General features: G+C 41.4%; 19 protein-coding genes and 1 riboswitch. Of the genes, 15 read left to right on the top strand and 4 right to left on the bottom strand.

All coding sequences use genetic code 11. The features are described from left to right. Positions 1 to 203 precede the first annotated feature (203 nt). From J4G36_RS13550 to J4G36_RS13490, 13 genes are all read left to right on the top strand, one after another. On the top strand, positions 204 to 902 hold the full coding sequence (locus tag J4G36_RS13550; protein WP_210470936.1) for an ABC transporter ATP-binding protein: 699 nt from the start codon (positions 204 to 206) through the stop codon (positions 900 to 902). Continuing rightward, positions 892 to 2,202 carry an ABC transporter permease gene (locus tag J4G36_RS13545; RefSeq protein ID WP_210470935.1) on the top strand — a complete coding sequence of 437 codons (1,311 nt, stop codon included), beginning with the start codon at positions 892 to 894 and terminating at the stop codon, positions 2,200 to 2,202. Before J4G36_RS13550 ends, J4G36_RS13545 begins: the two co-directional genes overlap by 11 nt. A gap of 133 nt (positions 2,203 to 2,335) precedes the next feature. Next, positions 2,336 to 3,262, top strand: a complete 927-nt coding sequence (locus J4G36_RS13540; RefSeq protein ID WP_246880616.1) for an HD-GYP domain-containing protein — start codon at positions 2,336 to 2,338, stop codon at positions 3,260 to 3,262. A 176-nt stretch (positions 3,263 to 3,438) separates the two neighbouring features. Then, positions 3,439 to 4,824 carry a class II fumarate hydratase gene (fumC, locus tag J4G36_RS13535; protein WP_210470933.1) on the top strand — a complete coding sequence of 462 codons (1,386 nt, stop codon included), beginning with the start codon at positions 3,439 to 3,441 and terminating at the stop codon, positions 4,822 to 4,824. Positions 4,825 to 5,150: 326 nt separating this feature from the next. Next, positions 5,151 to 5,729, top strand: a complete 579-nt coding sequence (locus tag J4G36_RS13530) for a nitroreductase family protein (protein WP_210470932.1) — start codon at positions 5,151 to 5,153, stop codon at positions 5,727 to 5,729. 151 nt (positions 5,730 to 5,880) lie between these two features. After that, positions 5,881 to 6,636 (top strand): GTP cyclohydrolase II, encoded by a 756-nt coding sequence (locus J4G36_RS13525; RefSeq protein ID WP_210470931.1) that lies wholly within the window; start codon positions 5,881 to 5,883, stop codon positions 6,634 to 6,636. After that, positions 6,629 to 7,726, top strand: coding sequence for a bifunctional diaminohydroxyphosphoribosylaminopyrimidine deaminase/5-amino-6-(5-phosphoribosylamino)uracil reductase RibD (ribD, locus tag J4G36_RS13520; protein ID WP_210470930.1), 1,098 nt, complete (start codon positions 6,629 to 6,631; stop codon positions 7,724 to 7,726). Before J4G36_RS13525 ends, ribD begins: the two co-directional genes overlap by 8 nt. An 11-nt stretch (positions 7,727 to 7,737) precedes the next feature. Beyond that, on the top strand, positions 7,738 to 8,310 hold the full coding sequence (locus J4G36_RS13515) for a 5' nucleotidase, NT5C type (protein WP_210470929.1): 573 nt from the start codon (positions 7,738 to 7,740) through the stop codon (positions 8,308 to 8,310). A gap of 63 nt (positions 8,311 to 8,373) precedes the next feature. After that, positions 8,374 to 8,874 carry a PCYCGC motif-containing (lipo)protein gene (locus J4G36_RS13510; protein WP_210470928.1) on the top strand — a complete coding sequence of 167 codons (501 nt, stop codon included), beginning with the start codon at positions 8,374 to 8,376 and terminating at the stop codon, positions 8,872 to 8,874. Between the two features lie 79 nt (positions 8,875 to 8,953). Then, positions 8,954 to 9,610, top strand: a complete 657-nt coding sequence (locus J4G36_RS13505) for a Dph6-related ATP pyrophosphatase (protein WP_210470927.1) — start codon at positions 8,954 to 8,956, stop codon at positions 9,608 to 9,610. 39 nt (positions 9,611 to 9,649) lie between these two features. Beyond that, entirely contained in the window at positions 9,650 to 10,198 is a 549-nt protein-coding gene (locus J4G36_RS13500) for a hypothetical protein (protein WP_210470926.1), read from the top strand. A 127-nt stretch (positions 10,199 to 10,325) separates the two neighbouring features. Beyond that, a riboswitch (SAM riboswitch) is annotated at positions 10,326 to 10,434 on the top strand. An 85-nt stretch (positions 10,435 to 10,519) separates the two neighbouring features. Continuing rightward, positions 10,520 to 11,677 carry a PLP-dependent transferase gene (locus J4G36_RS13495; RefSeq protein ID WP_210470925.1) on the top strand — a complete coding sequence of 386 codons (1,158 nt, stop codon included), beginning with the start codon at positions 10,520 to 10,522 and terminating at the stop codon, positions 11,675 to 11,677. A gap of 117 nt (positions 11,678 to 11,794) precedes the next feature. Beyond that, entirely contained in the window at positions 11,795 to 13,735 is a 1,941-nt protein-coding gene (locus J4G36_RS13490) for a GTP-binding protein (protein ID WP_210470924.1), read from the top strand. 37 nt (positions 13,736 to 13,772) lie between these two features. On the opposite strand, the gene J4G36_RS13485 is transcribed toward J4G36_RS13490, so the two are convergent. The 4 genes from J4G36_RS13485 to nfsA all read right to left on the bottom strand — a co-directional run bounded on the left by J4G36_RS13485 (position 13,773) and on the right by nfsA (position 17,261). Further along, a complete protein-coding gene (locus tag J4G36_RS13485; protein WP_210470923.1) occupies positions 13,773 to 14,384 on the bottom strand; it encodes a class I SAM-dependent methyltransferase in 612 nt (203 codons plus the stop codon). 260 nt (positions 14,385 to 14,644) lie between these two features. Then, positions 14,645 to 14,971, bottom strand: coding sequence for a nucleoside triphosphate pyrophosphohydrolase (locus J4G36_RS13480; RefSeq protein WP_210471094.1), 327 nt, complete (start codon positions 14,969 to 14,971; stop codon positions 14,645 to 14,647). 307 nt (positions 14,972 to 15,278) lie between these two features. After that, on the bottom strand, positions 15,279 to 16,442 hold the full coding sequence (locus J4G36_RS13475; RefSeq protein ID WP_210470922.1) for a class I SAM-dependent methyltransferase: 1,164 nt from the start codon (positions 16,440 to 16,442) through the stop codon (positions 15,279 to 15,281). 87 nt (positions 16,443 to 16,529) lie between these two features. Beyond that, positions 16,530 to 17,261 carry an oxygen-insensitive NADPH nitroreductase gene (gene nfsA, locus J4G36_RS13470; protein ID WP_210470921.1) on the bottom strand — a complete coding sequence of 244 codons (732 nt, stop codon included), beginning with the start codon at positions 17,259 to 17,261 and terminating at the stop codon, positions 16,530 to 16,532. Between the two features lie 91 nt (positions 17,262 to 17,352). Between nfsA and J4G36_RS13465 the strand changes: the two genes are divergently transcribed. After that, positions 17,353 to 18,915: an FMN-binding glutamate synthase family protein gene (locus J4G36_RS13465; RefSeq protein WP_210470920.1), complete on the top strand. Its 1,563-nt coding sequence runs from the start codon at positions 17,353 to 17,355 to the stop codon at positions 18,913 to 18,915. A gap of 129 nt (positions 18,916 to 19,044) precedes the next feature. After that, positions 19,045 to 20,673, top strand: a complete 1,629-nt coding sequence (locus J4G36_RS13460) for an AMP-binding protein (protein ID WP_210470919.1) — start codon at positions 19,045 to 19,047, stop codon at positions 20,671 to 20,673. The last annotated feature ends 40 nt before the right edge of the window (positions 20,674 to 20,713 follow it).

Here is a 20,713-nt window from a genome sequence, read left to right as displayed (position 1 = left end):
ACAGTAGTTGTTTCTGGACTCAACATTAGTGCTCTCTCCACCCGAACTCCTCCCATTACATTTTGAAGTCCTCTCTACGGTTAACAAATTCCGCGCAATATACGAATTCATCTCAATTCTTAAGAATTTCTTCATTTTTATCCTCACATTACCTTAAGAACCCCTGACTATAATTAAAATCAGTATCAGATGGAGGGGAAAGCATGATTACTATCAAAGGATTAAATCATTCATTCAAAATCGGTAAAAAAGGAAAAGAGAAACATATTCCAGTATTAAGAGATGTGAATTTCAATGTCAACGATGGAGAAATTGTTTCAATCGTCGGGAAAAGTGGTTCGGGGAAATCGACGCTCTTACATATACTTGCGGGATTCATGACGCCAGAAAGCGGAGAAATTAAAGTAAATGGCATTGAAACATCTACTTTTAATGAAATGGACAACGCAGAATTTAGACTAAGCAATTATGGGTTTATCTTTCAAAACTTTCAACTCATGCCTGGGTTGAATGCATTTGAAAATGTGGAGTTGCCGCTAAAGCTTCAAGGAATTGAACAGGCGGTACGTAAAGAAAAAGTGACAACCTTAATGAAATACGTAGGCCTAACCGAAGTTCAAGACCATTATCCAAACGAATTATCAGGCGGGCAGCAACAACGTGTTAGTATCGCACGCGCACTTATTACAGATCCACCCATCATTTTAGCCGACGAGCCAACTGGAAGCCTTGACTCTGAAACGGAGCAAGATATTCTATTACTCATTCAATCACTGAATAAAAACCGAGGCATCACATTTGTCATCATCACACATGATGATGAAGTTGCGCAAACAGCCAATCGGGTATACACCATGCGCGACGGTATATTAACGGAAGGAGTCGTTCAACATGCAATTTAAAGATCAAATCGATTTCGTTCGACAACATATCTCGAAAAACAGATTACGTGTGTTTATGACGGTTCTGGCCGCAACGATGGGTACAGCATTTCTCATCGTGCTCGCATCGGTCGGCTTTGGAATTCACGACACAATCACCAAAGAGGTCTTATCGCATGGGAAAGTAACCGAAATTCAAGTGTATGCCAGTGAAATGTCACAGGAAATAGCCGATGAGTTTAAAAAAATCGAACACGTGAATGCGGTTGTGAATCGACAAGAATTAAGTGTGCAAACAGAAACCAGTTATAAAAATATGAAAGGCAATAATGGCGTTATAGCGACCGACTTTACTGAAGAGGGAAAAGTAGGTTTTAAACTAACTGAAGGAAGATTGCCGGAAAACCCGAACGAAGTTGTTGTCGGCAACCACTTTGGTCAATTCCTCCTCACAGAAGAAGAGGCAAATGGCGAAGTTGAGATCGAGGAAGGGGAAGATGGTTTCAAAGGCTACGAAGGAAATTTAATCGGTGAACAATTTACAGTCCGATTAGGCGATTTCAATGGTAATTTGTTCGAGGAGGACGAATTGAAATTAACAATCGTCGGTGTCGCGACACCGCCTGCTAGAGATTGGTTTACAGATCAAAACATCTATACAAATGCATCGCTTATCCCAACAATCGAACAAATCTATACCGATAACGCGGAAGTAGAGCTAGACAATCATCCAGATGCCATGCATCTATTTTATAATAACGTAATGGTCTACGCCGATAATTTGGAAAACGTAAAAGCAATTACAAAAACGCTAAAAGACCAAGGACATAGTGTGTATTCCGTCACAGAAGAGTTAGATCAACTCGATGTATTCTTTTTTGCTTTAAAAGCAGGGCTTATATTCGTAGGAACCATTGCAATTTTAATTTCATCCATCGGGATATTCAATACAATGACGATGGCAGTGACGGAACGAACGCGTGAAATTGGCGTAATGAAAGCGATTGGGGCCAATCCAAAATTGATCCAGCGACTATTCTTGATGGAAAGCGCATGGATTGGGATATTAGGAACATTCCTTGCCATCGTGATTTCATACGGTGTCAGCATTGTCGCAAACTTTGTGCTACCGATTATCGTAACGGCAGCATTGGGAGAAGAGGACTTCGGAGACATGCAAGTCATATTTTCAATTATCCCATGGCAACTTGTCGTAATCGCTTCTACCATCAGTATTGGTGTTGCAATGATTTCTGGGTGGCGTCCAGCAAGAAAGGCGACAAAGATCGATGTAATAAATGCATTAAGAACGGAATTATAATAAAAACATAGTTTGTTTGTCAATAAACTGCAGATATTTACGTATGAATTCCGCCGAACCCTTGATATAATTAATGAGAGGCAGGCAAAATTCGATAAAATATGTCAAAATCTGCAGGAGATGTTTAATTAGATTGTCAGAAAACAAGTCATATAACACCATAAACGGATACCCAACCCTACGTCTCGGATATGCAGAAGTAATCTTACTTGGAAGATGGAATGGTTTATCCAATGCGCTTTATTCGTTGCAAAAAGACAATATCCTATGGGTCCAATACAATAAAAATACTGCTCTACCTATTGTTGAAACATATACCTTGTTAAACGGTAGCGTCGAAGTTCGATATGACGGCAAGAGTCGTCTTTTGAAAGTCGGCGAAACAATTGACGCTTCTCTTTATGAAAACACACTATTCTTATACGGCAATACGGATGCCGAGTTATTAATTAAAACCTCATATGAAGAATTTGAACCGGAATTTTTTGAAACTCAATTACTTCAAGAAGAAGCAGACGCAATAGATGCGCTTGATGGATATACGTATAATCACTGTAATCGCATTAAAGATTATTCACTTGAAGTATGGACACACCTGGGGTTACCAAAAGAAAACATTCGCATCCTTAGATGGGGTGCCTACTTTCACGATATAGGAAAGCGTGCAATTCCGATAGAAGTGTTGAATAAACCTGGTGAATTAACAGCTTGCGAGTGGGAAATAATGAAAACACATACAATTGAAGGCGCAAAAATTATGCGTGAACATAAAGTCGAATGGTTAAAAGATGCAGCCATCATCGTTGAGCAACACCATGAACGATATGATGGAAGTGGGTATCCATATGGACTAAAAGCCGATGAAATAACCCTTGAAGCATCCATCGTTGCCGTTGTCGATGCTTTTGACGCTATGACAACAAATCGTGTTTACAAAAAAGCACTACCTATTAAAGATGCAATCCAAGAGCTCGTTAACGAAAAAGGGAAACAATTCAACCCGAAAATCGTCGACGCGTTTATCGAGGTTTTAAAGAGAAAGAATTATAAATGGGAATGATATAAAAGACTATCAAAGTGTTTAGTTGATAGTCTTTTTTGAACAAAAAATATTTAGGTAAACTATTTAGTAGTTCCACATTTTTAACAACCATTCTCTGAATGAAGTTAACATACTAAAAAGTCATGTTATAATAGAAATGAATGTAATGATACATAATGGAAGGCGGATGAAAGATGGATTATCGTATTGAACATGATACATTTGGTGAAATTCAAGTTCCAGCGGACAAACTATGGGGTGCGCAAACACAGCGCAGTAAACAAAACTTTAAAATTGGCGGCGAGAAAATGCCAGTTGGCGTGATTCGCGCTTTTGCACATCTGAAAAAAGCAGCAGCGATTGCTAGCCATGCAAATGGTGCCATTTCCGATGCTAAATTGAATGCGATTTCAACGGCTGCAGACGAGATCATTGCAGGAAAACTAGACGACAACTTCCCGCTCGTTGTATGGCAAACGGGATCCGGTACGCAGTCGAACATGAACGTCAACGAAGTCATCGCATACCGCGGTAACCAATTACTCAAAGCGTGGGATGAAGAAGAGCGTCTGCATCCAAATGACGATGTAAATAAATCTCAAAGTTCGAATGATACATTCCCGACAGCGCTTCACGTTGCCGGCGTAATCGCAGTACAAGAGCAACTACTTCCTGCGCTAGCAAAACTAAAAGAAACCTTCGCAAAAAAATCTGAGGAATTCTCGGATATTATTAAAATCGGCCGTACGCACTTACAAGACGCAACGCCGTTAACGCTTGGTCAAGAAATTAGCGGATGGCACCGCATGCTCGAAAAAACGGAGAAAATGATCGCTGCTAGCGTCGAATCAATGAAAGAACTAGCAATCGGCGGAACTGCAGTTGGTACTGGATTGAACGCACCTGCCGGATTTGGTGACCGTGTTGCTGAAGAAATCAGCAGTGCAGTCGGCATCGAATTCACATCTGCGAAAAACAAATTCCACTCATTGACAAGCTATGATGAAGTCGTCTATGTTCACGGTGCGGTTAAAGCACTCGCGGCAGACATTATGAAAATTGCAAACGACGTACGTTGGTTAGCAAGCGGTCCGCGTTCAGGTATTGGTGAAATTACAATTCCAGAAAACGAACCAGGCAGCTCCATCATGCCAGGAAAAGTAAACCCGACTCAAAGTGAAGCCATCACAATGGTTGTTGCGCAAGTAATGGGGAACGACGCAACAATCGGATTTGCAGCGAGCCAAGGAAATTTTGAACTAAACGTATTCAAACCGGTTATCATTTACAACTTCTTGCAGTCCGTAACACTACTAGCGGATGCAATGATTAGCTTCAATGACAACTGTGCGGTAGGAATTGAACCGAACCGTGAAGTTATCGAACATCACGTGAATAACTCATTGATGCTCGTCACTGCGCTAAATCCATACATTGGATATGAAAACGCAGCAAAAATCGCGAAAACTGCACATGCAAACGGCACAACACTAAAAGAAGCTGCGCTTGCTACAGGTTTGTTAACAGAAGAGCAATTCGACGAATACGTTGATCCATCGAAAATGACGAGTAATTCGTAAATTAATATATGCAGGACAACCTTATCAATTAAGATGAGGTTGTCTTTTTTTGTGTTGAACTATTTTCAAGTTAGATTCACGGATATCCGACAAATAATTCATTATATCCGACATTTAACCTGGCATATCCGTCAAATAAACACTTATATCCGCAAAACACTACTTTGGACACGCCACTCCTCTCAACCGTGCCGACAATTCAAGGTGCTTTGGCGGCTTATCACTCTCTTTTGCTATTATTTACCGTAATGCTATAATAAAACCAGTGTAATTGAGAATGGTTTTCAATTGTACGTGTTAGAAATCGGTTGAGGGGGAGTTTTTTTATGAGTTATGAAGCAGGAAAAAATGCGGTAGAACAAAATATTATGAGCCGAAGAACAATCAAGTCTTTCAAAGAGGATCCTATTGATCCGGAAGAGATCATTGAGTTGTTAAATATTGCAAAATGGGCGCCAAACCATAAGTTAACACAGCCGTGGCGTTTTCAATTGTATACAGGTGAAGGCAAAGAAGTATTTGCTAGGGCATATATTGATTCGCAACCTACAGTTGATGGAGTAGTTTCCGAAAAAACGTTACGCAAAGCACAATATTACAAAGACATCCCTCTCCAACTTGTTATTATTATGCCTGAAGACCCGCGGCAAAGAACGTGGGATGAAGACTACGGTGCAGTTTCTGCGTTTATCCAAAACTTCCAACTTGCAGCGTGGGAGCGAGGAATTGGGATGATTTGGCGCACGAATGATTGGGTGTATAATCCCGTATTCAGAGAAGGAATTGGTGTGAAACCTGGTGAGAAGATTGTCGCGACGATGATGATTGGCTATCCAAAACATATACCGAAAGCTAAAGAACGGTCAGATATTCGCGAACTAATAACAGTGATTCATAATCGATGAAGCGGAATCGGTAAAATAATGGCGTGCTCTAGGCAAAATAAGGTTGCTAAAGAGCACGTTTTTCATACATATAAGGTAGACGTTATTTTTACCTGAATGCTCCTATCCTTCTATATAGAAGTTATTCAAATAAATAAAAGGAATGATTTTTATGTTGCAAGGGAAACTGGAGCCAGAAGCGCTCGAGATTTTATTTGAAAAACTTCAAATGATTAAAACTGATGAGGGTGCCATCTACCTGGTAGGTCCCATCAATCTCCCTGTGAATCTATGTGGAGAAACGGTCATTTTCAAGTGGTATTGTTGGCTGAGCCACAATCATGTAACAGAGAATATTCAAGACATCTTTGATCAGCTTTCGTCCGAGAATTTAGCTGAGTGTCAGCAGTCGAGCGTGCTTGTTTATGGCGATCTTGAAAACGCTGAGGATGCGCTAATCCGCTTGCATTCGATTTGCCATACGGGCGACATATTTGGAAGTGAAAAATGTGATTGCGGTTATCAATTAAAGCAATCCATGAAAAAAATTGTAGACCATGGGACGGGTGCGTTGTTTTATTTGGCAAATCATGAAGGACGTGGAATCGGTTTATTCAGTAAAGCGATGGCATATGTGCTCCAGGAAAATGGGTATGATACAGTGGAAGCAAATGAAAGTCTTGGGTTTGTCGATGATTCCAGAAATTACGACGATGCAATCCGAGTTCTAAAGACATTACGAACAAAACCTGTCAAACTCATGACAAATAATCCGAAAAAACTAGAAGCGTTACAGAATGCTGGTCTTATTATTTCAGGACGAGAACCATTATGGGGCGATAAATCAGCGTTTAATGAGAAATATTTGAAGACAAAAGTTCAGCGATCGGGACATCTGGATGAGGAAGGAGATTGTCTAAATGACTAACCATGAATTTTACATGAATCTGGCGCTTACTAATGCACGTGCAATGAAAGGACAGACTGATCCGAATCCGCTCGTTGGTTCGGTCATTGTGAATGAAAATCGAGTGGTTGGCGTCGGCACGCATTTGAGGGCAGGTGAACCGCATGCAGAAGTTCATGCCATCCGAATGGCTGGTGAGCATGCGCGCGGAGGAACGATTTATGTCACGCTTGAACCATGTTCACATTTTGGGCGAACGGGACCGTGCGCGATGGCGATTATTGGGGCGGGCATAAAGAAAGTAGTTATCGCCACATTGGATCCGAATCCTGTCGTTGCTGGTAACGGTGTTAAGATGTTGGAAGATGCGGGGATAGAAGTAATCATTGGTGTGATGGAAGAGGAATCTCGAATGATGAACGAAGTATTTAACAAGTTCATCGTTGAACAAAAGCCATTTCTGACGATGAAAGCTGGAAGCACATTAGATGGGAAGATTGCTACACATACAGCTGACAGCAAGTGGATTACTTCTGAAGAGGCGAGAAGTGATGTACATATGCTGCGCAATGAACATATGGCTATTTTAGTCGGCGTAAATACGGTAATTGAAGATGATCCCGAATTGACGACTAGGATACCGAATGGAAGGAATCCGATTCGCGTCATTCTAGATTCTACATTAAGAATTCCGCTGGATTCGAAGGTTGTAACTGATGACCAAGCACCCACTTGGATTTTTACGGCAAATCAATACGACCCAAAAGCCAAGGCGATATTGGAAGAACGAGGCGTTTTAATTTATCACACTTCAGGGATCAAGCACGTGGACCCAAATGACGTCGCCCGTATTCTAGGTGAAAAGCTTGTTTCCTCAGTCTTGATTGAAGGGGGCGGTACCATTCACGCTGCATTCCTTGAAAACCAACTCGTCGATAAAGTAGAAATTTATATCGCTCCAAAATTAGTTGGAGGCTCACAGGCACCTACATTTCTTGAAGGTGCTGGCGTCGAACTCATGCGTGATGCTGTAGATTTGGAAAATCTCCAAATTACTCAAATCGGGAAAGATTTCAAGTTCACGGGCTATCCGAAATATAAAACAAACTAAGGGAGTTTACTATGAAATTTGGTTTTGACATCGATGACACTTTGATTAACCTGAGAGAACATGCTTTTCAACTCTACAATAAAAAATTGAATCGAGATGTGCAAGTTGATCTCTTTCATGGGTTGGATAAAGTTGAAATTCACGAACTTTTTGGCATGACTGCCGAGCAGGGAAGCGAAATGTGGAACAGTTTATTAGAGGAAATCTATTACACAGCGTGTCCGCCGTATCCGGATGCAGTGGAAACATTGCAGTGGCTTGAAAAAGAAGGACATGAGATCTATTATATTACGGCCAGGCCGAAAGAACATGGTCAGCGTACGATGGAATGGATGATTGAAAATAACTTTCCAGTTCAGAAAGACCGATTTTTTTACGGAATGAATGATGAAGATAAGGTTCATATTATCAATGATTTAGAACTTGATTACTATTTCGATGACAAGCCTGCCGTTTTAGAAACGCTTAGAAACCGCCCATTAAAGTTGTATGCAAAAAATCAATCCTACAATAAGCATTTAGACATTCCAAGAATCGAAAACTGGTCTGAACTAATTGATATACTCAGTTTCACAGATTTGTAACCCCTAAACCCGACAATCTTGGTTATGCTAGAAGGACAACTATGCAATTAGGAGTGAGGTACCATGAAAAAAACAATGCTATTGATAGTACTCGCATCGATTCTCGTTCTCTCTGCATGTGGAAAAAATACGAATACAACGCACGAAAAACATGATTTGGCAGTAGGCGAACAGCATCAGTTACCAAATGGTGATCTCCAAGAAGTGACTGCTTCAGTCGATATTTTACCAGCATTTCTTGATGACAAACCCGAGGATATGAGACTTGTCTATCAAGTCGCTGCCTCTGCAACCGATATAATTGAATGGATGCCGTGCTACTGCGGTTGCGGGGAAAGTGCAAATCACGGAAGTAATATGAACTGTTTTATTGATGAAATCCGTGAAGATGGTTCAGTCGTGTGGGATGATCACAGCACACGTTGCCAAGTATGCTTGGATACCGCGGTGGATTCAGTCATGATGACACAAGAAGGCAAATCACTAAAAGAAATTCGAACGATTATTGATAAAACCTATAAAGAAGGCTACGCGAAACCAACAGACACGCCAATGCCGTCATAATTAAGGAAACACAGACACTAAAAAGGTGCCTGTGTTTTTTAATTGCAATGTTATAATAATCTAAAAAGGGGTAAAAAGAATGATAGGATTACCGTTTGTAGCATCATGGAGCGGCGGCAAGGATTCCGCAATGGCTTATTACCGGGCATTACAATCCGGAGCCATTCCAAAAAGAGTATGGACGATGTTTGAAGAAGACCAGGAACGATTGAAATCGCATGCACTTCCAATAGCAATAATCAAAGCGCAAGCAGAGCGTTTAGGCGTTCCGCTTATGACTCGCGGGGCGGATTGGAACGGATACGCTGAACAGTTTTTAGATGCGATGAAAGAGTGTAAAGATGCTGGAATTCATCACGGTGTATTCGGTGACATCGATTTAGAAGACCATTTAACATGGATTCGGGAAACTTGCGCGAAAGTCGGTATGGAAGCAGTTCATCCACTATGGATGGAGCCGCGAAAAAAAGTCGTCAAAGATTTCGTAGAAGCAGGTTTTGAGGCATACATTGTCGTAGTGAATACAACTATGATGCCGAGCGAATTTATCGGAAGGAAATTCACAAAAGAATTAATAGATGAACTAGAGGCACAAGGCATTGATTCATGCGGGGAAGCTGGTGAATTTCATACCGTCGTTGTGGATGGCCCGATATTTAGCGAACGAGTGCCAATCGTTTTTTCAGGTCAACATGAACGTGATGGTTATGTGTTTTTAGACGTGACATTGGAATGAACAAAAGTTTTTCCTAATTTGAACGAAATGAGGGACTAAATGAAAAGACTTCTATTACTTTCTGCACTACTACTAATTTTAGCGCTATCAGCTTGCTCAAACGATTTGATGATCTCAGACCGAATATTAACAGAGGAAGAATCGATTCTCATAAAGAATTCAGGTGGTGAATGGGCTGAGCATTTTGAAATCGTCGGTCAAATTCCGGAAGGCTATGAACTCTATTTTACAATTGAGCAATATGAAAACGGCAAGTTTATTCAAAACCATCCCCCACCTAATCCAGTCAATTTAGACACTAAAGATCGCGCGGTGAGTTTCGCTGTCATTACAGACAGTGAAAAAGGAAAGATTCTTTTTGGACACCCAAGTGGCGTGACGACACAAGAAATGAAAACACTTCAAGGGGGATCATCGAGCGCTAAAACATTTGAAGGAAAGATCCCTGTCAAAACCGATAAACCCGTCTATTTGGCGTATTGGTACACTGGTTCCAGCGACATATTAAAAGGAACCGATGGCGATTTGGAAGATATTAAAAGTAGAGACCTAAGTTATTTATTCAAAGCAGAGCTTAAAGAGAAATGATTGCCATATCCTACTGTTCGATAAAATAAGATAATTTGAAAAATGGGCTTGACATGACCTAAGTTCTTTTTTATGATACTCGTTAATAACAAATGCAAAATTTTGAAAACTCAATTGAATAGTTAGTCTCTTATCGAGAGTGGCGGAGGGAATAGGCCCTGTGATGCCCGGCAACCTGCAAACATTGTTTGTGATGGTGCTACATCCTACAGATTTTATAATCTGGAAGATAAGAGGAGGACCTGTATATTATTGCCCTCTTCTCATTTCCAAGAAGAGGGCTATTTCTATTTTTAAATAAGACAAAATACTAAGTGGAAGATGTTTAGTATAGGCATCATTCCAAAAGGAGAAAGTCAATTGACTTATCATCGAGAAACAGAATTCGTGCAAATAGGCAATGAGCGTGATGAACATTTTAGGGCGGTGAGCACGCCAGTTTATTTTTCAACAGCCTTTCGTCATGAAGAGATCGGCTTATTATCGGGATACGATTACACGCGAACAGGCAATCCAACGCGTGCTGTGTTGGAAAAGTCAGTGGCATTACTGGAAAAAGGAGAGCGGGCTTTCGCTACCAGTTCAGGAATGAGCGCCATTCAACTCGTCTTTTCGTTATTTCAAAAAGATAATCACATCATCGCTTCACGTGATATTTACGGCGGTTCGTACCGTTTGTTTGAAATTTTAGAAGCGAAGTATGGGTTGACGTTCAGTTATTGGGACGGCGAATCTACCGATGAATTAAAAGGGTTAATTCAGGAAAGCACGAAAGCAATTTTCATTGAAACACCGACAAATCCATTAATGAAAGAGACGGACATTGAGCAAGTTTCCGCTATAACGAAAAACCATGAACTTCTTTGTATCGTTGATAACACGCTGTACACGCCGTATATTCAAAGGCCTTTGGAAGAAGGCGCAGACATCGTTATTCATAGTGCGACGAAATATTTAGCAGGACATAATGATGTTCTAGCAGGGCTGGTCGTTTCCAAAGGTGAGAAAATTAACGAGGAACTCGCATTTCTGCAGAACTCAATCGGAGCGGTGTTGGGACCACTCGATTGTTGGAATTTAATCAGGGGGATGAAAACACTAGCCCTTCGAATGGATAAACATGAGCTAAATGCGAAAGAAATCGTGCCCTTTTTACAAGGCCATCCACTCGTGGACGACGTCTTTTATCCAGGGCGGGGCGGTATGTTGAGTTTTACAATCGCCAAAGAAGCACTAGTTTCACCATTTCTGAAAGCGTTAAAGCTCTTCACATTTGCAGAAAGTTTAGGTGGTGTTGAAAGTTTTATCACCTATCCGAAGACACAAACACATGGGGATATTCCTGAAGATATTCGCTTATCGTACGGCTTATCAAATAGCCTGCTCCGCGTGTCCGTCGGCATCGAGCACGCTTCTGATTTAATCGCGGATTTGAATCAGGCATTTAAAGTGATTGAACATCAAAAAGCGTTTGCATAGTGAAATAAATGGATATGAAAACCGAGCGGAATTGCTCGGTTTTTGTGTATTCATAATTATTCTTATCACAGCGATGATATACTAAAGGCAAGAGCATGTAACAAAGGGGTGGTTATGATGTACAAAACAATCGGAATTCTAGCGCATGTAGATGCCGGGAAAACAACATTTTCCGAGCAGCTACTTTATCATACAAACAGCATTGGGCAGAGGGGCCGCGTAGATCACAAAGACGCTTTTCTCGACAGCCATAATATCGAGCGGGACCGCGGCATAACCGTATTTGCCGATCAAGCTCAATTTACATACAACAACTCGACTTACACAATCATCGATACACCGGGTCACGTAGACTTTTCGCCGGAAATGGAACGCGCGATACAAGTGATGGATTACGCGGTCGTTATCATTAGCGCGGCAGACGGTGTCGAAGGGCATACTGAAACGGTGTGGCAATTGCTGAAAAAACACAAAGTGCCAACCTTTTTCTTTCTGAATAAAATCGACCGTGAAGGAACGATTGTTGCCGATGTCATTAAAGAGATTCGAGAAAACTTAACAGAGGATGTTTATGACTTCACGGATAGTTTTGCTGAAGGCGTAATGGTAGAAGAGTTAATTGAATTCATTGCAGAACGCGATGAAGACTTATTTGAACATTATATGGAAAAAGGGTACGACAAGGATCTGTGGCTGAAAAAGGCAAAAGACATGATTCAACATCATCAACTCTTTGCCTGTTCAGCAGGGTCGGCTTTGCATGACAAAGGTGTGGTAGAGTTCCTCGATTTGTTGGATCAATTAACCGAAACAGGGTATTGTAACGACAGTGATTTCGCGGCACGCGTGTACAAAATAAGGCATGACGAAAATGGAAACCGTATCACCTATCTAAAATCAATTAGCGGTTTACTAACCGTGCGAGATGATGTGAAAATTGGATCGCAGACTGAGAAGATTACACAAATCAGACTGTATAATGGTCGTAATTTCGAATCAGTCAATCAAGTGAATGCCGGTCAACTATTCGCTGTGGCGGGTTTGAAAAATGCCTATGTCGGTGATGGGGTAGGGGGATTAAAGGAGAAGGCGAGTTTCGAGTTAGTGCCGACACTGACATCTAAAGTTGTCTATGATTCATCGATTCATCCGAAAGAAATGTTACTTTGTTTTAAACAATTAGACGCTGAAGATCCTTCACTACGTGTCATTTGGGATGAACACTTTAAAGAAATCCATGTTCACGTGATGGGTATCATCCAGCTTGAGGTTCTCGAACAAATTGTGAAAGAACGTTTTTCTTACGCGGTTTCTTTTAGTGACCCAGATATTTTATACAAAGAAACAATCGCGACATCCGTCATTGGTTACGGTCATTTTGAGCCTTTAAGACATTATGCTGAGGTGCACCTGAAAATTGAACCGGCTAAGCGAAATAGCGGCATCACATTCGATAACATTTGTCATGCCAATGATTTATCCGTTGGGAATCAAAACCTGATTCACAGTCATTTATTCGAACGAAATCATCATGGTTTATTAACAGGTTCCACTTTAACAGATGTCAAAATCACACTGTTAACTGGTAGAGGCCATAATGAACATACTTCTGGCGGTGATTTTCGTGAAGCGACCTTTCGCGCATTGCGACAGGGTTTAGAACAGGCAGAAAACATTTTACTCGAACCCTATTATGATTTCAAAATTAAAGTAGATATTGATGTAATGGGTCGTATCCTTACTGACATCCAAAAAGCGCACGGTACATTTGAGTCACCAGAAACAGTTGGCGACAAAACAATCATTAAAGGACGCGTACCCGTCGCCACCTTCATGAATTACAGTCCCACATTTGCATCCATTACCAATGGAAAAGGGGCATTGTCATTGCAATTCGGCGGTTATGATCGTTGTCACAACCCTGAACAAGTAATCGAAGAAATTGGCTACGACAAAAATGCCGATCTAGCGTACACATCGTCCTCCATATTCTGCGCCAAGGGAAAAGGATTTACTGTCCCGTGGCATGAAGTAATAGCTGCGATGCATTGTTTGTGAAAATAAAAAACCGAGCTATTGGGCTCGGTTTCTATGTTTATTCAGCTTCATATCGATAAATCAAAAATCGTTTATGATCATCTTTTTCGTATTTCTTAGGCACGCGAATTTCTTGTACGACTTTAAAAGGCGTGCTTCTTTCCAGAAAACGAATGTATTCTATCGTTGGGTAATAGAGAATTAGATCGACTGTGCGCTTTTCTTCTTCAACAGAAAGTAAAATGTTATTCACAACTTTTCTGAAGTTTTCAATTGAAAACGGATTAAAGAAGTAAAAACGATTGTCTTCTGGTTTTACTTTATAGTTCTCAGCCAGTTTATTTTTAAAGCGGATAGATCCTTTTGCGCGTTTTACCCGCTGACGGTAATTCGCTTTATTCTTGAGCGCCTTCTGATGAAGTTCTTCACTCATCTCGACACCCTTCACAAGCGTCTGGAAGCGGCTGTGAATATAAAAGGGAACCCGCCCTTTTCCGCATCCGAAATCGACAACGACATCTGACTTCTTTAAATCATACTCGAAGAAAAGTTCATCCAATGCTGAATATGGCGTCGCTTCATAACGATGATGGTGAGCCGACTTCTTCAATCCGCTGCGCATTCCCGTTGTTTTGATACGAAGCAATCGATCATAATCTTGTACCTTCACTAACAATCCCTCAATTCATATATTATTGCATAAGAAAAAGCCCACGTTAGCCATGCGACTAAACGGACTTGTGTTGACCAAAGTTAACGTTGGCTACAGTATTGTGCTTGAAATCAACTAATCTAGTATACACTATTTGTAGCGAATTAGCACTATGTTGCTGACTTCCCACGAATTACCTATTTAAAAAACTGCCTACGAAAATAATCGTCGGCAGCTAAGTATTTTTTTCGAAATGTGCATGCGGTCCGTGCATAGTTTCAGTCATCTTCTACATCCACGAGAAAAATACGTTCTTCGAATCCACCGCGTATCTTTGCTTTATGGATGCGAATTTTCTCCAGCTCTTCAATGGTGGTCCCGTAAGTGTTCGCCGCAGCATAAATAAGTTCAAGCAAATCTGCTAGTTCCTCGACCGAATCTTCGTTTGACGTAGCTTCTTCATATTCAGCAAGTTCCTCATGCATCTTTTTATTAATTTCAATCAAATAGTCATCTTCTTCAAGAATACGAGTCGTAAAAACTTTTCCCGACATCTCGATGATTTCTGGAATGCGATCGCGTACAAGTTTGTTATAAACCGGCATATCCACAACTCCTTTATGAATAAACAGACATCTTCCTATAATAATAGCACGACTTTCAATAATTGGTAGAATTGTTGTACAACGATTATTAGCCAAACGACCAAAGCGCCACCTGAAACGACTAAAGTCGATATACAAAAGACCAAAGTGCGTCTCTAAACGACTAAAGACCATATGCAGGCGACCAATGCGCGTAATGAAGCGACCAAAGTCTATATGCAAACGACCAAAACAGCCTTCACGAACGACTAAAGTCAATATAAAAAAAGCATCGGTTATTCCACCGATGCTTTTACGATCCGCCGTTTCACGGTAATAGCTCTCTCAATTCATTCTCCAAGAAAGGAGTCGCATTCAAAAGATCCCGAAAGTCCTTATAGGTAGTAAATTCATCATCTGTCGCTTTACGACCTGTTTGATACGCGCGGATTAATATGTTTTTCGGCGTATGTTCCATATCGATGAATTCGAGTAATTGCGCTTCATAACCAACAAGCGATAACAATTCCGCGCGAATTGAATCTGTTGCGAGTGCAGAGAAGCGCTCTTTGATGAGCCCATGCTTAAGCATAACATCAAGCGCCGGCGATTTGATCTGATTGAAAAGTTCGTGTTGGCAGCAAGGCACACTTAAAATAACTTTTGCGTCCCATTTAACCGCGCGAGCTAAGGCCATATCCGTCGCAACATCGCACGCATGCAGCGTAACGACCATATCAACAGAAGTTTCCTCATTGTAGTCATTAATGTCACCGACAAGAAATTCAAGGTCCGCGTAGTTAAGGTCTTTTGCAATTAAGCTACATTCCTCAATCACTTCTTTTTTTAAATCAAGCCCCGTAACTTTAATATCCAACCCTTTTTCAATACGTAAATAATGATAAAGCGCAAATGTTAAATACGACTTTCCGGAACCGAAATCGAGAATTCGGATGGTCCGATCTGTTGGCAAGTGGGCAAGGCTGTCATCGATGAATTCGACGAATCGGTTAATTTGCCTAAATTTATCATGATGCTGATTCCGCACTTTACCTTCAGGTGTTTGAACACCGAGTCGTATTAAAAACGGATAGGGCGTATTTTCATCGAGCAAGTAGTTTTTCTTGCGATTATGCGATAAATCAACGACTTTTTCCGATGTCGTCTTTTCGGATTTCCACAGTACTTTAAACTTTTTTGAAATTTGGATATGAACTTTTTCATTCGAAAACTCCAGATGCACCTGTCGGAATCGCTCCAACAGCTCTTTCAATTTATCGTGCATGTCGTTCACAGGAATGTTTTCATGATTTAAAATGCGCTCGTATTGATATTCAAATTGGATATGCAGTTCGCCCTGAAGCTCAACTGGTTTAAGCCGAAGGCGTTTTAGTTCATCGGATTTCACGCGGGGTTGGCTAATCGTACCGCTTATAAACAATCCGCTTGATAGTCGTTCTATAAGTGTATTTACTAATTCTTCAAATTGCATAGTCAAGTCGCTCCTAATGAAACATTGATGTAGTCAGTATTCTACACTATTTAGTGGGATTTTGATTGTCGAGCGCTCGATGTAAATTTACTTAAATTCAAATCCACGCTTCTTCAAAAAGTCTTTCATATGCGTGCGTCGAGGTTCGCCTAAAAATGCGGTCATAGAGTCGGACCATGCAGCGGCTTTTTGGTTGGAACCGCGGCTCATGTAATAATCATTCATTGTTTTATCATAAGCTGGAATGATATGGTCATACTTTTTTGCGTCATAACTATTTTCGTGAATAATCGCTTCGACCGGAAGTCTTGGCTTCACTTCATTCGCTTCATCGGGCACACCAATCGTCATCGCATACATCGGGGCAACGCCTTCTGGGAGATTTAAAAGTTCGCTAATTTCTTCAGGTGCATTTCGAACGCCGCCGATATAACAAATTCCATAACCTTTCGATTCCGCTGCAATGGCAATATTTTGTGCGAATAAAGCAACGTCCGTCGCACCGACAAGTAGATGTTCGGCAAGAGAGAAGTCAATTTCTTTCCCTAATAAGTTTGCGCCTTTTTTCACTCGGTAAAAATCCATGCACAATACAAGAACCGCGCCAGCAGATAAAATTTGCTGTGGATTTTTTGACAAGCGCGCAAGTTCCGCTCGCGTTTCTGGTTCGGTTACATGAATGACAGAATAAGCCTGTACAAAGTTTGAACTTGCGGCATGTTGCCCCGCACGCACGATTTCATGAAGCTCATTTTCCGACAATGTAACATCTTTATATTTTCGTACAGAAGCATGGCTGGTTAGTAGTTTAATGGTCAAAATAATTCCCTCCCAAATTAATCAATAATTCAAGATTACCAGACTGTATCCGGGGTAAACTACTATTATAGCTTGGGAAGGGTGTGGGGAGATGAATTGGTTTGTTGAAGGGGTATCGATTACGACGATGATTGTCATCTCGATTCTGGTGATTGTTCCAATTGGAATTGTGATTTTTCTATACTTACTAGATCGAAAGCAAAAACAACATGCTATTTTAAGAAACTTTCCGATTTTAGGCCGTATGCGCTATATGCTAGAGAAAACCGGACCGGAGCTTCGGCAATACTTATTCAATGATGATAATGACGGGGAACCGTTTAATCGTGAAGAATATTTGCATATGGTTCTCCCTGGAAAATATTTAAGCAGCGTTATCGGTTTTGGATCCAAACGTGATTTCAATGAGTCAGGTTATTTTATTCGAAATGCGATGTTTACAAAACAGAATGAAGAAATGCGCGTTGATAATGAAACACTTGTCGATACGATGCGCTATTTAGTAGATGATGATGGTTTATTCGTTAGAAAAGAGCACCGTGAAGAAGTTCCTGCGCTGCCATGGTTGTTGCCAGAAGAGGATGCGGTGATTATCGGCCCAAACTGTGAACATCCTTTTCACGTGCGCAGTTTGCTAGGGCAATCAGGCATGAGCTACGGGGCACTTGGCGAAAACGCGATTACCGCTTTGTCGAAAGGGATTGGAATGGCAAATGGGGCTTGGATGAACACAGGCGAAGGTGGGTTATCCAAACATCATTTGGCAGGCGGTGCCGACATTATCGCACAAATCGGTTCAGGTCTTTTCGGATATAGAACGGAAGACGGGGAATTCAGCTGGGAACGTTTGCGCGAAAAAGCGGAGATTCCGGAAGTGAAAGCTTTTGAAATTAAATTAGCGCAAGGTGCGAAGATGCGCGGGGGCCATGTCGAAGGGGAGAAAGTGACGGAAGAAATCGCGGAAATCCGAAACGTTGTCCCATTTGTAACCATTAACAGTCCGAATCGTTTCCATCAGTTCAGCGATTATCCGACTCTTTTCGACTTTATTGATAAAATTCGTGATCACACAGGAAAACCAGTAGGCATTAAATTGGTTATTGGCGGGAAGCAAGACGCAGAAGAACTTGCCTCATTCATGCACGAAACAGGACTAGGACCGGATTTCATTTCCTTAGATGGTGCTGAAGGCGGGTCTGGGGCGACTTATCAAGATTTGGCTGACGGAGTCGGTTTGCCGCTTCGTTCCGCACTCATTCTATTAGACGATGCGCTGCGAAAATTCGAAGTGCGTGACCGCGTGAAAATCATTGCTTCTGGTAAAGTAACAACGCCTGACCGTGCGGCGATTGTTTTAGCGATGGGGGCCGATCTTGTTCAAATTGCGCGCGGGTTCATGATTTCAGTCGGTTGCATCATGGCGGAACGTTGTCATACAAATACTTGTCCCGCAGGCGTCGCGACAACTGATCCGAAATTACAACAAGGGCTTGTTGTTGAAGAGAAAAAGTTCCGCGTGACAAATTATATTCTAACAATGCGGGAAGGCTTATTTCGAATTGCAGCAGCGGCGGGGCTCGATTCGCCGACTAAATTTAAACGAGAACATGTCGTGTATAAAGATGATCGGGGAAGAGTGTTTCCTGTCGAGTAATATATATAAATCCGCTTCACCGCTAAATGGTGAGGCGTTTTTTGTGATCGAAAATAAAATGTGCTACAAACATTTAGAATCTTGTGATAAAGTAGACTTACAGTTGAAATTAGAAATGGGGGGATGGTCTTGGCATTGTTGCAAAAGACGGTAGGGGAAATTGTTAAAGAGCAGGCAGTACTATATCCGAATCAAGAAGCTTATGTGTATCCAGAACATGGCATTCGTAAAACATACAAGGAATTTGATGAAGAGACGGACATGCTTGCGAAGGCGTTTATTGGCATGGGCATTAAGAAGGGCGATAATGTTGCCATTTGGTCTGACAATAAACGGGAGTGGTTACTAAGTCAATTTGCGACAGGCAAAATGGGGGCTGTTCTGGTCACAGTCAATACGAATTACCAAGCAGCGGAATTAGAATATTTACTTAAGCAGTCTGAAGCAACAACGCTAATACTAGATGAAAGTTTTAAAGGGACGAGCTATATCGATATCATTCGTTCGATTTGTCCCGAACTTATACATAGTAAACAAGGCGTTATTACAAGTGAGAGATTCCCACACTTAAAGAAAGTGATTTTAATGTCTGAACGCGGCGAAGAAGGGATGTATAAATGGTCAGAGTTCATGGCGCATGCATACGGCGTTTCAGATGGTATTCTAAACGAGCATTTGAAGGGGCTTCATCCTGATGATGTCATTAACATCCAGTATACATCGGGCACGACCGGTTTTCCGAAAGGGGTCATGTTGACGCATAATAATGTCGTCAATAACGGGAAACAAATTGGAGACATCATGAAATTGACCGAACATGATCGAGTCTGTATTCCGGTCCCGTTTTTCCATTGTTTCGGATGCGTTCTTGGAACAATGGCAGCAGTGACCCATGGATCTGCCATGATTATTATCGAACAATTTAATCCGGAAACAGTTTTACAAGCGGTTCAAGATGAAAAGTGTACAGCACTCCACGGCGTTCCAACCATGTTTATCGCCGAATTAAATCATCCGAATTTCAACAAGTATGATACTTCCTCACTGCGTACAGGAATAATGGCTGGGTCAACCTGTCCGATTGAAGTCATGCGCCGGGTAATTAATGATATGGGCGCAAGCGAAATTACCATTTGCTACGGTCAAACGGAAACGTCGCCCGTCTTTTTACAGACAAGGACAGACGATCCGATAGAAAAGAAAGTAGCAACTGTCGGCAAGCCGCATCCGAATGTAGAAGTGAAGATTGTCGATCCTGTTACTGAAGAGAAAGTCGAAATCGGTGAACCCGGTGAATTATGGACGCGTGGATATCATGTTATGGAGGGTTATTATAATAACGAGGAAGCTACAAATGATGTTATTAATGAAGAGGGCTGGTTGCGTACTGGAGATATCGCCATTGAAGACGCGGAAGGTTATTACAGTATTACGGGAAGAATTCGCGATATGGTCATTCGCGGCGGCGAAAATATTTATCCGCGAGAAGTGGAAGAGTTCCTCTACACGCATCCGGGAATAGCGGATGTACAAATTGTCGGCGTTCCCGACCCGAAATACGGTGAGGAACTGATGGCGTGGATTATCCCGAAAGAAGGTGCTGAAATTAGTAAGGATTCGGTGAAGGCGTTTTGCAAAGGTAAGATCTCATTTCATAAAATTCCGCGGTACATCGAATTTATCGATGAATATCCAATGACAGCTTCGGGCAAGATTATGAAGTTTAAGTTGCAGGAAATGTCCGAAGGGAAAATCTAACAAAATAAGCGTATTCCCTAGATAGCTAGGGATACGCTTA

Origin of the sequence: Sporosarcina sp. 6E9, from assembly GCF_017921835.1 — a bacterium.
Taxonomy (GTDB): Bacteria; Bacillota; Bacilli; order Bacillales_A; family Planococcaceae; genus Sporosarcina.
The sequence above is the reverse complement of the archived record's forward strand: the minus strand, read 5'-3'. Positions and strand labels throughout refer to the sequence as shown.

What these genes read in the sequence shown, in the direction of transcription:
- J4G36_RS13515 (WP_210470929.1), top strand. Translation starts at nt 7,738, where the DNA reads ATGAAATTTGGTTTTGACATCGATGACACTTTGATTAACCTGAGAGAA.
- J4G36_RS13510 (WP_210470928.1), top strand. Translation starts at nt 8,374, where the DNA reads ATGAAAAAAACAATGCTATTGATAGTACTCGCATCGATTCTCGTTCTC.
- J4G36_RS13500 (WP_210470926.1), top strand. Translation starts at nt 9,650, where the DNA reads ATGAAAAGACTTCTATTACTTTCTGCACTACTACTAATTTTAGCGCTA.
- fumC (WP_210470933.1), top strand. Translation starts at nt 3,439, where the DNA reads ATGGATTATCGTATTGAACATGATACATTTGGTGAAATTCAAGTTCCA.
- J4G36_RS13545 (WP_210470935.1), top strand. Translation starts at nt 892, where the DNA reads ATGCAATTTAAAGATCAAATCGATTTCGTTCGACAACATATCTCGAAA.
- J4G36_RS13495 (WP_210470925.1), top strand. Translation starts at nt 10,520, where the DNA reads ATGTTTAGTATAGGCATCATTCCAAAAGGAGAAAGTCAATTGACTTAT.
- ribD (WP_210470930.1), top strand. Translation starts at nt 6,629, where the DNA reads ATGACTAACCATGAATTTTACATGAATCTGGCGCTTACTAATGCACGT.
- J4G36_RS13490 (WP_210470924.1), top strand. Translation starts at nt 11,795, where the DNA reads ATGTACAAAACAATCGGAATTCTAGCGCATGTAGATGCCGGGAAAACA.
- J4G36_RS13525 (WP_210470931.1), top strand. Translation starts at nt 5,881, where the DNA reads ATGTTGCAAGGGAAACTGGAGCCAGAAGCGCTCGAGATTTTATTTGAA.
- J4G36_RS13480 (WP_210471094.1), bottom strand. Translation starts at nt 14,971, where the DNA reads ATGCCGGTTTATAACAAACTTGTACGCGATCGCATTCCAGAAATCATC.
- J4G36_RS13465 (WP_210470920.1), top strand. Translation starts at nt 17,353, where the DNA reads ATGAATTGGTTTGTTGAAGGGGTATCGATTACGACGATGATTGTCATC.
- J4G36_RS13475 (WP_210470922.1), bottom strand. Translation starts at nt 16,442, where the DNA reads ATGCAATTTGAAGAATTAGTAAATACACTTATAGAACGACTATCAAGC.
- J4G36_RS13505 (WP_210470927.1), top strand. Translation starts at nt 8,954, where the DNA reads ATGATAGGATTACCGTTTGTAGCATCATGGAGCGGCGGCAAGGATTCC.
- J4G36_RS13550 (WP_210470936.1), top strand. Translation starts at nt 204, where the DNA reads ATGATTACTATCAAAGGATTAAATCATTCATTCAAAATCGGTAAAAAA.
- J4G36_RS13530 (WP_210470932.1), top strand. Translation starts at nt 5,151, where the DNA reads ATGAGTTATGAAGCAGGAAAAAATGCGGTAGAACAAAATATTATGAGC.